Origin of the sequence: Kitasatospora sp. SolWspMP-SS2h, from assembly GCF_003259315.1 — a bacterium.
GTDB lineage: Bacteria > Actinomycetota > Actinomycetes > Streptomycetales > Streptomycetaceae > Kitasatospora > Kitasatospora fiedleri.
In genome coordinates this window covers 120085-132374 of the sequence record NZ_QLLT01000014.1, presented here as the reverse complement: position 1 = coordinate 132374, position 12290 = coordinate 120085, and the positions used below count along the sequence as shown (strand labels likewise).

Genomic DNA, 12290 nt, shown 5'->3' with positions numbered 1-12290 from the left:
AGAGCTCATCCAGAGGGACTGAGGGAACGGCCCGTTGAAGTCCCGGCAACCCTCCCGCGCGGCCCGCAGGCCCGGCGGGACAGGTGCCAATTCCGTCCCGGACGCGACCGCGATCCGGGGAAGATGAGGAGAAAGGGCCTCGCCACCATGGCTGTTGACACCGCCGCACCCACCGCCGCCGCACCCGGCACCGTCGACCTCGGTCCGGCGACCGCGCTGTCCTGCCGCGAGTGCGGCGCGCGCTCCCCGCTCGGCCCGGACTTCGCCTGTCCGGAGTGTTTCGGCCCGCTGGAGATCGCCTACGACTACACGGGCTACGACGCCGAGGAGCTGCGCAAGCGGATCGAGGCCGGCCCGGCGTCGATCTGGCGCTACGCCCCGCTGCTGCCCGTCCCGGCCGACGTGGCCGGCAAGCCGAACCTGAACCCGGGCTGGACCCCGCTGGTCAAGGCCGACAACCTGGGCCGCGAGCTGGGCTTCACCGCGCAGCTGCACGTCAAGGACGACTCGGGCAACCCGACCCACTCCTTCAAGGACCGGGTGGTGGCCTGCGCGATCGAGGCCGCCCGGGCCTTCGAGTTCACCACGCTCTCCTGCTCCTCCACCGGCAACCTGGCCGGCGCGGTGGGCGCCGCGGCCGCCCGGGCCGGCTTCAAGTCCTGCGTGTTCATCCCGCACGACCTGGAGCAGGGCAAGGTCGTGATGGCCGGGGTGTACGGCGGCGAGCTGGTCGGCATCGACGGCAACTACGACGACGTGAACCGCTTCTGCTCCGAGCTGATCGGCGATCCGGCCGGCGAGGGCTGGGGCTTCGTGAACGTCAACCTGCGCCCGTACTACGGCGAGGGCTCCAAGACCCTGGCGTTCGAGATCTGCGAGCAGCTCGGCTGGCGGCTGCCCGACCAGATCGTCATCCCGATCGCCTCCGGCTCCCAGCTCACCAAGATCGACAAGGGCCTGCAGGAGCTGATCAAGCTCGGCCTGGTCGAGGACAAGCCCTACAGGATCTTCGGCGCCCAGGCCGAGGGGTGCTCCCCGGTCTCCGCCGCCTTCAAGGCCGGCCGCGACGTGATCAAGCCGGTCAAGCCGAACACCATCGCCAAGTCGCTGGCGATCGGCAACCCGGCCGACGGCCCGTACGTGCTGGACATCGCCCGCCGCACCGGCGGCGCGGTCGAGGACGTCACCGACGCCGAGGTGGTCGAGGCGATCAAGCTGCTCGCCCGCACCGAGGGGATCTTCGCCGAGACCGCGGGCGGCGTCACCGTCGGCGTGCTGAAGAAGCTGGTCGAGAACGGCCTGCTCGACCCGTCCAAGGAGACCGTCGCGATCAACACCGGCGACGGCCTCAAGACCCTCGACGCGGTCGCCGACGCCGGCATGACCGCCGTGATCCGCCCGACGCTGGAGTCCTTCCGCGCCGCCGGCCTCGCCACCGCCTGACCCCCAGCCGCAGGACACCCCAGCCGCAGGACACCCCACGCCCCGAGGAGCACCGCATGAGCGCCACCGTCCGCATCCCGACCATCCTGCGCACCTACACCGGCGGCGCCGCCGAGGTGACCGCCGAGGGCGCCACCCTGGCCGCCGTCATCGCGGACCTGGAGGCGAACCACGCCGGCATCGCCGCCCGGCTGCTGGACGACGGCGGCAAGCTGCGCCGCTTCGTCAACGTGTACGTGAACGACGACGACGTGCGCTTCGCCGAGGGCCTGGAGACCGAGATCAAGGACGGCGCCTCGGTGTCGATCATTCCGGCGGTGGCCGGCGGCTGCTGACCCGGCCCGCATTCCCGCAGCCGCCGCCCGGTCCGGAATTCAATTACCGGACCGGACGGCGGTTTCGTGCGTAAACCGGGCGGCGGCTCCGTGCGCACTGCGGCCAATGGGCCGCGCACCTGCGGTTCTCCCGTCCGGCGGGCCGCCGGAATTCCGCCGGGGCCCGGGGAGTAGAGTGCCGGGCAGGGCCGTTCCCCTCCCCGGCCCGGTTCAATCCTCGATTACCGCACCGCACCGCACCGCACCGCACCGCGCCCCGCTCGGCCGGGCCGCCTCCCGTCCTGCGCCCCGGGACGTGCGCCGGGCGGCTTTCCCCGCCTTCTGTCAGGCCGCCGTCAGAATTGTTCCGGCGTTTTGCGGTGCCGCGTCCGTTATGTCCCGCCGCAATTGTCGGCGGATGCGCCTTTCGCCCGGGACATCCCCCGCCGGGCGGCGGGTTTCCCCGGAAATTGGGCCTGTTGCAGAGGGCGCATATCCGGATACATTCAGCCGCGACAGAGGCTGCGCCGTACGGGGGGGAGTCCCCAGGCCGGTCTTCCAGACCTCCGGGTCCGCGTCCTGCGGATCTCTGAAGGGCCCAGCACAGCACAAGGGGAGTTCGGAATGGCTCAGGGCACCGTCAAGTGGTTCAACGCCGAGAAGGGCTACGGCTTCATCGCGGTCGACGGTGGAGCGGACGTGTTCGTCCACTACAGCGCGATCCAGATGGACGGCTACCGCACCCTGGAAGAGGGCCAGCGGGTCGAGTTCGAGATCTCGCAGGGTCAGAAGGGTCCGCAGGCCGACATGGTCCGCGCCGCCGGCGCCTGACGGCCCCGGCAGACCCGCACGCACCGAAACCGCGGGCCCGCCCCCGACGCGACGCGTCCGGGGCGGGCCCGCGGGCTTTCCGGGGCCGCCCGGACCGCCCGCGGGTTTCCCGGCGGGGCGGTCGGCGGGGCCGAATGGGCTTGCACTCGCCACCCCAGAGTGCTAATCATTGGCGTTAGCACTCACAGCGTGAGAGTGACAAACGGACCGGGCCGGTGAGGCCCCGGAAGCGGTAGGGGAAGGGACCCCCGCTCTCCTGGGCCGTCCGTCGCGGGCACCCCTTGGTCCGAGCAGTCGACCGTGTCCCGGAGGACCACTTCTGATGGCCAAGATCATCGCCTTTGACGAGGAAGCCCGCCGCGGCCTTGAGCGTGGCATGAACCAGCTTGCCGACGCCGTGAAGGTCACGCTCGGCCCCAAGGGTCGCAACGTCGTCCTGGAGAAGAAGTGGGGCGCCCCCACGATCACCAACGACGGTGTCTCCATCGCCAAGGAGATCGAGCTCGAGGACCCGTACGAGAAGATCGGCGCCGAGCTGGTCAAGGAGGTCGCCAAGAAGACCGACGACGTCGCGGGTGACGGCACCACCACCGCCACCGTGCTGGCCCAGGCGCTCGTCCGCGAGGGTCTGCGCAACGTCGCCGCCGGCGCCAACCCGATGGCCCTCAAGCGCGGCATCGAGAAGGCCGTCGCCGCCGTCTCCGACCAGCTGCTGGCCCAGGCCAAGGACGTGGAGACCAAGGAGCAGATCGCCTCCACCGCCTCCATCTCGGCCGCCGACACCCAGATCGGCGAGCTCATCGCCGAGGCCATGGACAAGGTCGGCAAGGAAGGCGTCATCACCGTCGAGGAGAGCAACACCTTCGGCCTGGAGCTCGAGCTCACCGAGGGCATGCGCTTCGACAAGGGCTACATCTCCGCCTACTTCGCCACCGACCTGGAGCGCATGGAGGCGAGCTTCGAGGACCCGTACATCCTCATCGCCAACTCCAAGATCTCCTCGGTCAAGGACCTCCTCCCGCTGCTGGAGAAGGTCATGCAGAGCGGCAAGCCGCTCGTCATCATCGCCGAGGACGTCGAGGGCGAGGCCCTCTCCACCCTGGTCGTGAACAAGATCCGCGGCACCTTCAAGTCCGTCGCCGTCAAGGCCCCGGGCTTCGGCGACCGCCGCAAGGCCATGCTCGGCGACATCGCCATCCTGACCGGCGGCACCGTGATCTCCGAGGAGGTCGGCCTCAAGCTGGAGAACGCCGGCCTGGACCTGCTGGGCACCGCCCGCAAGGTCGTCATCACCAAGGACGAGACCACCATCGTCGACGGCGGCGGCGACAGCGACCAGGTCGCCGGCCGGGTCAACCAGATCCGCGCCGAGATCGAGAACTCCGACTCGGACTACGACCGCGAGAAGCTCCAGGAGCGCCTGGCGAAGCTCGCGGGCGGCGTGGCCGTCATCAAGGCCGGCGCCGCGACCGAGGTCGAGCTCAAGGAGCGCAAGCACCGCATCGAGGACGCGGTGCGCAACGCCAAGGCCGCCGTCGAGGAGGGCATCGTCGCCGGTGGCGGCGTCGCCCTGCTCCAGGCCGGTGTCGCGTTCGAGAAGCTGGAGCTGGAGGGCGACGAGGCCACCGGTGCCAACATCGTCCGCGTGGCCCTGGAGGCCCCGATCAAGCAGATCGCCACCAACGCCGGCCTCGAGGGCGGCGTCGTGGTCGAGAAGGTCCGCAACCTGCCCGCCGGCCACGGCCTGAACGCCGCGACCAACGAGTACGTCGACCTGGTCGCCTCCGGCATCATCGACCCCGCCAAGGTCACCCGCTCCGCCCTGCAGAACGCCGCCTCCATCGCGGCGCTCTTCCTCACCACCGAGGCCGTCATCGCCGACAAGCCGGAGAAGGCCGCCGCGGCCGCCGGCGGCGGCATGCCGGGCGGTGACATGGACTTCTGATCCGCCCGCCGGTTCCCACCGGCCCGGATCGGTCAGTCTCACGCCGTGAGGGCGGCCTCCTTCGGGAGGCCGCCCTCACGGCGTTCTCGCCGGGGTCACCCCTTCGTGGGACGCTGGGGCCATGGACGGTTTCGGCGGCCTCGGGCCCGACTACCTTGAGGGCGAACAGCGTCATGAGGAAGAGGGGAGGCCGACGATGGCGGTCATGGCGGTCGAGTCGGACCAGCAGTGGTCCTACCTGCTGGACACCTGGCGGGAGCTGGACGCCCCCGAGGGCTGGCGCACCGAGATCGAGGGAGGCCGGATCCAGTTGGTGCCACCGCCGGACAATCAGCACAACCGCATCGCCGAGAAGATCCACCGGGCCCTCGTGCGGCACCTGTCCGACGAGGTCGGCGTCTACCAGACCCTCGGAACACAGATCGCCAGGCTGGAGAAGCTGTACATCCCCGACCTGGTCGTGGTGGACGAGACGCTCCTCGCCGGGGAGGACAACGCGCCGATCGACGCGTCGGACATCCTGCTGGCCGTCGAGATCACCTCGCGTAGCACGGCCCGGCAGGACCGGACGAAGAAGCTCTGGGGCTACGCGCACGCGCCCGTCCCGCTCTACCTGCTGATCGACCGCTTCGACCAGCCGGGGCCGACGGTGACGCTCTACTCCGAACCCTCCGACGGCGCGTACGGGCAGAGCGTGCGGGTGCCGTTCGGCAAGCCGGTCGAGCTGCCCGAGCCGTTCGGGATCGAGCTGGACACGTCGGGCTTCCCGGTGCCGTAGCCGGGTGCGGGACAATGGGCGGATGGCCAGTAGCCCCGACCTCGAAACCGCCCTGCACAACGCGCGGGCGCTGATCCTCGCCGACCTCACCGCCCGGGACGTCGCCGACGCGCCGATCGTCTCGCTGGTGGAGGACGCCGTGACGCACCGCCGCTGGTGGCTCGAACAGTGGCCGGACGGACGGGAGTTCGTGCTCGGGCTGATCGCGCAGGACGTGCAGGACGCGCTGTTGGAGTCGTACGGGCGATGGCCGCTGTGCACCGCGTGCGCGGTGGAGGAGGACGACCCGCACGCGCTCGGGGTCGAGCCCGAGCTGGGGCCGGACCCGCACTGGGTGTGCGGCAAGCGCGGCGTGGTGGTGGCTCCGGTCGGGGGGCTGGTGTGATCCTGGTCGACCCGCCGGAGCGGCCCGGCTGACGGCGGCGGGGCCGCCGGTGCGGCAGGCGTGCGGCCGGCGTCCGGGACCGCAGCGGTGCGGGGCGGGTCAGCGTTCGAGGCCGGCGAGTTCCGCGTGCAGGTTGCGGCGGGCCGGGGCGTCGTAGCGGGCGCGGGCCTCGGGGGTGCGGTAGAGGGCGGGGAGGGCGAGGAGCCCGCGCAGGATCGCGGCGCGGCCCGCGCGGAAGGCGTCCGGGGGAACGAAGGAGTACTCGTCGCGGACGGCGGCGGCGTAGGCGGCGTACGCCTCGGGCGGGCCGCCGAGGACGGCGAGGTCGGCGTCGCAGAGGACTTCGCCGTTGCGGTCGCCGGGGGCGGGGTGGTGGTCGGCGGTGAGCCGGACCAGGCGGTCGACCTCGTGGACCAGGGGTTCGGGCAGGCCGGCCTCGCGCAGGGCGCGGCGGGCGAGGGCGGCGCTGCGTTCCTCGTTCTCGGAGCGGTCGGGGCGGTAGACGGCGTCGTGGAACCAGGCGGCGAGGCGGACGGCGTCGGGGTCGTCGGCGCGGGCGGCGAGTTCGTCGACGCGGTCGAGGACGGCCTCCAGGTGGGTGGTGGTGTGGTAGCGGCGCTGCGGCTCGGCCCAGCGGGCGAGCAGGTCGCGGGCGTAGGGCTCGGGATCGGCGGTGGCTCCGCAGCGGGTGAGCAGGTCGTGCCAGCGCGCGGACAGCGGTGCGGTCATGGCGGCCATTGTGCTCCCCCGGACGAGGGCTCAGGGCGGCTACGACACCTGGAACCTGATGGAGGGGTGGATGCCGCTGCTGCTCCTGCTCGCCCCGCTGCTGCTGCTCCTGTGCGCCGCCCGCGAGCGGCTGCTGCCCGCGGCGATCGGCCTGGCTGTCCTGCCGCTGACCGCCTGGTTCGGCCTGTTCAGCCTCTGGGAGCAGGTCGGCGGGATGTGGCGGCTGGCGCCGCTGGCGGCGGCCGGCGCGCTCGGGCTGCTGCTCACCGGACAGGCGCTGTCGGCCGGCCAGGAGGCCCGGGAGGAACGGAACGGCCCGGACGGCCCGGACGGTCTGGACGGTCTGGACGGTTCCGAGGGGCTGGCGGAACTCTCCTAGTGGGACGAACGGTGCGCCGGACGAACGGTGCGCCAACGGGGCGCGGCCGGTACGCGATCGGCGGGAGAAGCGGGGCCGAACGGCGGCGGGGGCTCGCCCGCCGCCTGCCGATGTGGCAGGCTATCCGATATGTCTAGACCAATGTTCGAAGTCATCGCGCTGACCCCCCAGGACGCCCGGGCCGCCGAGTCGGGCGGCGCCGACCGCCTCGAACTGGTCACCGACATGGCCGCCGACGGGCTCACCCCCACCACCAGGGACTTCGCCGCGATCCGCGCCGCCGTCGACCTCCCGCTGCGGGTCATGCTCCGCATCCGCGACGGCTTCACCCCCGGCGACCTCGACGACCTGCTCGCCCGCACCGCCGCGCTGCGGGCCGAGGGCGCCGAGGAGTTCGTGCTCGGCTTCCTCACCCCCGAGGGCGCGGTCGACCTCGCCGCGACCCGGGCCGTCGCCGAGGCCGTCTCCGGCTGCCGCTGGACCTTCCACCGGGCGATCGACCACAGCGCCGACCGCTCCGAGGTCCGCGCCGCCGTCGCCGACCTCCCCGGCCTCGACACCTTCCTCACCTCCGGCGCGGCCGGCGGCGTCGACGCGGGCCGCGAGGTCCTGCTCGGCGAACTCGCCAAGTCCGGCGAGCCCGGCTACCGTCCGCGGATCCTGGTCGGCGGCGGCCTGCGCGCCGAGCACGTCCCCGAGCTGCGCGCCGCGGGCTTCGACGCCTTCCACATCGGCGGCGCGGTCCGCGAGGGCGGCTGGGCGGGCGCGGTCGACCCGGCGAAGGTCGCGCAGTGGCGCGAGCTCATCGGCACCTGAGCCGGTAGGGGCGCGGGGGAGCCCGCGCCCCTGAACGCGCTGCGGCGGGTGCGGCGGTTCTCCCCGCGCCCCTGAACGCTAGGCCAGTTCGGCCGGCAGCGGCTGCGCGTGCAGCACCGTCAGGCCGGAGACCGCGCGGGTCAGCGAGACGTAGAGGCGGCGCAGGCCGGTGCGGTGGTCGGGCTCGCCCGCGACGATCGCGGCGGGTTCGTCGAGGACCACGTGGTCGTACTCGAGGCCCTTGGCGAGCGAGGCCGGGACGAGGGTGAGGCGGGCCTCGGCGGTGGTCTCGGTGCCGGGGTCGAGGAAGGGCAGCCCCGCGGCGGTGAGCGCCGCGGTGAGCGCCGGGACGCGGCCGTCCGCGGCGATCAGGCCGACCGAGCCCTCGTGGCCGAGCGCCGCGCGGCAGGCGGCCAGGACGGCCGCGTCCAGCCCGTCCGGCCCCTCCGGCCCCTCCGGGACGTGCCGGAGGACGAGCGAGCCGGGCAGGTCGCGGACCGAGGTGGCGGGGGCCAGGCCGGGGGCGATCGCGGGGAGCAGCCGGGAGGCGTAGGCGATCACCTCGCCGGGGACGCGGAAGCCCTGGGTCAGCTCCTCGACGTGCGCGCCGTCCTTGCCGAGGTGGTGCAGGGCCTCCGGCCAGCTGCCGGTGGCCCACGGGGTGGTGCCCTGGGCGAGGTCGCCGAGGACGGTCGCCGAGCCGGTGGTGCAGCGGCGGCCGACCGCCCGGTACTGCATGGGGGAGAGGTCCTGGGCCTCGTCGACGACCACGTGGCCGAGCGAGGGGGTGCGGTGCACCAGGTCGGCGGCCTCGTCGATCAGCACGGCGTCGGCGGCGGACCAGGGCGCGGTGCGGGCGGAGCGCGGGGGCTTGGCCCAGAGCAGGGCGGCCTGCTCGTCGGCGTCCAGCACGCCGTCCGCCGCTCCGGCCAGGAAGTCGGCGTCGCTGAGCAGCCGGTGCACCAGCTTGACCGGGTCGACGGCGGGCCAGCACGCTTTGACGGTGGCCTTGACCGCCGCGTTGCGGGCGACGGCGTCCTGCACCCGGTCGTCCGGGGCCTCGCCGCCCTGCTCCATCTTCACCAGCACGGCGTGCGCGATCCGCTGCGGCAGCGCCTCCAGGGCGGCTCCGTAGCGGATCTCCCGGTCCATCAACTCCCTTACGATCTCCTCCAGTTCGTACGCGGGCACCCGCCAGCGGCGGGAGCCGCGGACGACCACGCAGGGCTCGGTGGGCAGCGTGATGCCGGCCCGTACCGCGTTGCGCAGGACGCGGGCCATCCGGGCGTCGCCCTTGATCCGGGCGGTGCCGGCGCCGTCGGTGCCGCGGACCTCGACGTGGCCGACCAGCTCCTGCACGGTGGCCTGGGCGACGTCCAGCTCGCCGAGGGCGGGCAGCACCTGCTCGATGTACTGGAGGAAGGAGCGGTTCGGGCCGACCACCAGGGTGCCGGTGCGGGCCAGGCGCTCGCGGTGCGCGTACAGCAGGTAGGCGACGCGGTGCAGGCCGACGGCGGTCTTCCCGGTGCCGGGGGCGCCCTGGACGCAGATGGTGCCGGTGACGTCGGCGCGGACGATCTCGTCCTGCTCGGGCTGGATGGTGGCGACGATGTCGCGCATCGGGCCGACGCGGGGCTTCTCGATCTCGGCGGCGAGCAGGGCGGAGCGGGTGTCGGCCTCGTCTGGGTCGGAGAGGTTCTCGTCCTCGTAGGCGGTCAGCTCGCCGCCGGTGTAGCCGAACCGGCGGCGCTTGGCGACGTCCATCGGCTCGGTGCGGCTGGCCCGGTAGAACGGCTGGGAGACCGGGGCGCGCCAGTCGATCACCATCGGGTCGCCGCCGGCGTCGTGCACGTGCCGGCGGCCGATGTAGAAGCGCTCGCCGCCGCCGCCCTCGGACTCGGACGTGCTGATCGCGTGCAGGTAGTCGAGGCGGCCGAAGAACAGCGGGGTGTGCGCGAGGTCGGCCAGCGCCTTGATCCGCTCGTCGACCTGCCGCTGCAGCACCTGGGCGGAGACCCAGGTGCCCGCCACGTCGCGCAGGTCGAGCGCCTCGACGTCCTCGCGCATCGCCTTCAGCGCGGCCCGGGAGGCGGCCAGGTGGGAGCGTTCGCGGCCGAGCGGATCGGTGTCGGCGGCGAGCGTGTCGGTGGGGGTGGGGGAGTGCACGGCGGACCTTCCCGGCCGCCCGGCAGAAGGGGGGCGGCGGACTCGTCTGGGCTCACGGTGAAAGGACACCGGCCGGTTCCCGAGCGGCCGGCACTCCCACGGCTGCCGGAGACGCTGGCACCACGGTTCGGGAGGGGCAGACGGACGATCTTAGACCCGGAGCCCACCGGGTGCGAATCCTTTTCCGGGCCCGTCCCCTGGGGGAGCCCCCCGGTACCGGGGTAGGGGGACGTACACCCCGGGGACGAGACGCGCCACCGCGGGCTCGGGCCTTTGGGCCGATGCGCCGGCCCCGTTCGTGAACCTACCGTGGAGACATGAGGACCGAACGAGTGAACCCCCAGCTCAACGGCGTCCACGGCGCCCATCCCGCCGCGGAGCGCCGCCGCCACCCGGTGGCCAACGCCGTCCGCAACGTCGGCATCGTGCTCGACACCGCCGCGCGCGTGCTCTTCCTCGGGCGCGACGGCGTCAGGCTCTGACCGAAGGCCGACGATCCGTCGAGCCGGCCGGCCGACCAGCCGACCAGCTGCGGGCCGACGAGCCGGCCGGAGGCTACAGGTCGTCCGCGTCGACGATCCGGTACGCGTAGCCCTGCTCGGCCAGGAAGCGCTGGCGGTGCGCCGCGAAGTCCTGGTCGACGGTGTCCCGGGCGACCACCGAGTAGAAGTGCGCCGCGTGCCCGTCCGCCTTCGGGCGCAGCACCCGGCCCAGCCGCTGGGCCTCCTCCTGGCGGGAGCCGAACGTCCCCGACACCTGGATCGCGACGGTGGCCTCCGGCAGGTCGATCGAGAAGTTCGCGACCTTCGAGACCACCAGCACGCCGATCTCCTTCGACCGGAACGCCTCGAACAGCTTCTCCCGCTGGGCGTTCGAGGTCTCGCCCTTGATCACCGGGGCGTCCAGCGCCTCGCCCAGCTCGTCCAGCTGGTCGATGTACTGGCCGATCACCAGGGTCTGGTCGCCCGCGTGCTTCTTCACCAGCCGCTCCACCACCCGGCGCTTGGTCGCCGTGGTCGAGCAGAACCGGTACTTCTCCTCCGGCTCGGCCGTCGCGTACGCCAGGCGCTCGGAGTCGGTCAGCGTCACCCGCACCTCGCAGCAGTCGGCGGGCGCGATGTAGCCCTGCGCCTCGATCTCCTTCCACGGGGCGTCGAACCGCTTCGGGCCGATCAGCGAGAACACGTCGCCCTCCCGGCCGTCCTCGCGCACCAGCGTCGCGGTCAGGCCGAGCCGGCGGCGGGCCTGCAGGTCGGCGGTGAACTTGAACACCGGCGCGGGCAGCAGGTGCACCTCGTCGTACACCACCAGGCCCCAGTTGCGGGCGTCGAACAGCTCCAGGTGCGCGTACACGCCCTTCCGCTTGGTCGTCATCACCTGGTAGGTGGCGATGGTGACCGGGCGGATCTCCTTGCGGGTGCCGCTGTACTCGCCGATCTCGTCCTCGGTCAGCGAGGTCCGCTTCACCAGCTCGTGCTTCCACTGCCGGGCCGAGACGGTGTTGGTCACCAGGATCAGCGTGGTCGACTTGGCCTCCGCCATCGCCGCCGCGCCCACCAGCGTCTTGCCCGCGCCGCACGGCAGCACGACCACGCCGGAGCCGCCGTGCCAGAACCCGTCCACCGCGTGCCGCTGGTACGGGCGCAGCTGCCAGCCGTCCTCCCGCAGCTCGATCGGGTGCGCCTCGCCGTCCACGTACCCGGCGTGGTCCTCGGCCGGCCAGCCCAGCTTCAGCAGCACCTGCTTGACCTGCCCGCGCTCCGAGGGGTGCACCAGCACGGTGTCCGGATCGACCCGGGCCCCCACCAGCGGCACGATCTTCTTCGAGCGCAGCACCTCCTCCAGCACCGGCCGGTCGGTGGTGGTCAGCACCAGCCCGTGCACCGGGTGCTTCTGCAACTGCAGCCGCCCATAGCGCGCCATGGTGTCCGCGACGTCCACCAGCAGGGCGTGCGGCACCGGGTAGCGCGAGTACTTCACCAGCGCGTCCACCACCTGCTCCGCGTCGTGCCCCGCCGCCCGCGCGTTCCACAGCCCCAGCGGCGTCACCCGGTACGTGTGCACGTGCTCCGGCGCCCGCTCCAGCTCGGCGAACGGCGCGATCGCCCGCCGGCACTCCGCCGCCTGCGAGTGATCGACCTCCAACAGCAGCGTCTTGTCGCTCTGCACGATCAGCGGTCCGTCCACGCTGTGCATCCCCTTCCGCGCGGGCCAAACCTCCAGTGTGCCGCATCGGCGGGGCACTCAGGGGCCGCCGTCCGGTCGTGGGCGCGCAGGGGCCCGGCGGTGGAACCGGTCGGTGGCGGTCGTCGGTGCGGAGTCGGCGGGGCGGGGCCCGGAGGTCGCGCTGGTTCAGGACGCGGAGACGGCCCCGCCCCGCCGCGAGGACGCCTAACCCGTGGATCGCCGTCGCATGCCTGCGGGCCCCGTTCGGCCGGTCGGCGCGGGGTCGCGGTCCGGTGGTCGGTCGCGGCGGGGCGGGTGGGCGTACGGGAGCGGGGCCC

At 73.0% G+C, this 12290-nt stretch carries 12 protein-coding genes and 1 riboswitch; of the genes, 9 read left to right on the top strand and 3 right to left on the bottom strand.

What is annotated here, in order from left to right:
* Positions 1-2: 2 nt before the first annotated feature.
* Positions 3-130: riboswitch (SAM riboswitch) on the top strand.
* Between the two features lie 17 nt (positions 131-147).
* From thrC to K353_RS18965, 6 genes are all read left to right on the top strand, one after another.
* A complete protein-coding gene (gene thrC, locus K353_RS18990; protein ID WP_111554794.1) occupies positions 148-1443 on the top strand; it encodes a threonine synthase in 1296 nt (431 codons plus the stop codon).
* A 56-nt stretch (positions 1444-1499) separates the two neighbouring features.
* On the top strand, positions 1500-1778 hold the full coding sequence (locus K353_RS18985; RefSeq protein WP_111554793.1) for a MoaD/ThiS family protein: 279 nt from the start codon (positions 1500-1502) through the stop codon (positions 1776-1778).
* Between the two features lie 603 nt (positions 1779-2381).
* Positions 2382-2588, top strand: coding sequence for a cold-shock protein (locus K353_RS18980; RefSeq protein WP_014137493.1), 207 nt, complete (start codon positions 2382-2384; stop codon positions 2586-2588).
* Between the two features lie 322 nt (positions 2589-2910).
* Complete coding sequence (groL, locus tag K353_RS18975; RefSeq protein ID WP_111554792.1) at positions 2911-4533, top strand: chaperonin GroEL; 1623 nt, start codon at positions 2911-2913, stop codon at positions 4531-4533.
* A gap of 196 nt (positions 4534-4729) precedes the next feature.
* Positions 4730-5311, top strand: coding sequence for a Uma2 family endonuclease (locus tag K353_RS18970; protein ID WP_370447622.1), 582 nt, complete (start codon positions 4730-4732; stop codon positions 5309-5311).
* A 22-nt stretch (positions 5312-5333) separates the two neighbouring features.
* A complete protein-coding gene (locus K353_RS18965) occupies positions 5334-5696 on the top strand; it encodes a hypothetical protein (protein WP_111554790.1) in 363 nt (120 codons plus the stop codon).
* 99 nt (positions 5697-5795) lie between these two features.
* Here K353_RS18965 and K353_RS18960 read toward each other — a convergent pair whose 3' ends face one another.
* Positions 5796-6425 carry a hypothetical protein gene (locus K353_RS18960; RefSeq protein WP_111554856.1) on the bottom strand — a complete coding sequence of 210 codons (630 nt, stop codon included), beginning with the start codon at positions 6423-6425 and terminating at the stop codon, positions 5796-5798.
* On the opposite strand from K353_RS18960, the gene K353_RS18955 reads away from it, so the two are divergent.
* Together K353_RS18955 and K353_RS18950 are read left to right on the top strand one after the other, a co-directional pair.
* Positions 6424-6804 (top strand): hypothetical protein, encoded by a 381-nt coding sequence (locus K353_RS18955; protein ID WP_146616509.1) that lies wholly within the window; start codon positions 6424-6426, stop codon positions 6802-6804. The genes K353_RS18960 and K353_RS18955 overlap by 2 nt on opposite strands.
* Positions 6805-6933: 129 nt before the next feature.
* On the top strand, positions 6934-7620 hold the full coding sequence (locus K353_RS18950) for a copper homeostasis protein CutC (protein WP_111554788.1): 687 nt from the start codon (positions 6934-6936) through the stop codon (positions 7618-7620).
* Positions 7621-7698: 78 nt separating this feature from the next.
* On the opposite strand, the gene K353_RS18945 is transcribed toward K353_RS18950, so the two are convergent.
* On the bottom strand, positions 7699-9786 hold the full coding sequence (locus tag K353_RS18945) for an AAA family ATPase (protein ID WP_111554787.1): 2088 nt from the start codon (positions 9784-9786) through the stop codon (positions 7699-7701).
* Between the two features lie 317 nt (positions 9787-10103).
* On the opposite strand from K353_RS18945, the gene K353_RS34410 reads away from it, so the two are divergent.
* A complete protein-coding gene (locus tag K353_RS34410; protein ID WP_158585433.1) occupies positions 10104-10268 on the top strand; it encodes a hypothetical protein in 165 nt (54 codons plus the stop codon).
* Between the two features lie 73 nt (positions 10269-10341).
* Here K353_RS34410 and K353_RS18940 read toward each other — a convergent pair whose 3' ends face one another.
* Positions 10342-11973 (bottom strand): DNA repair helicase XPB, encoded by a 1632-nt coding sequence (locus K353_RS18940; protein WP_111554855.1) that lies wholly within the window; start codon positions 11971-11973, stop codon positions 10342-10344.
* Positions 11974-12290: the final 317 nt, after the last annotated feature.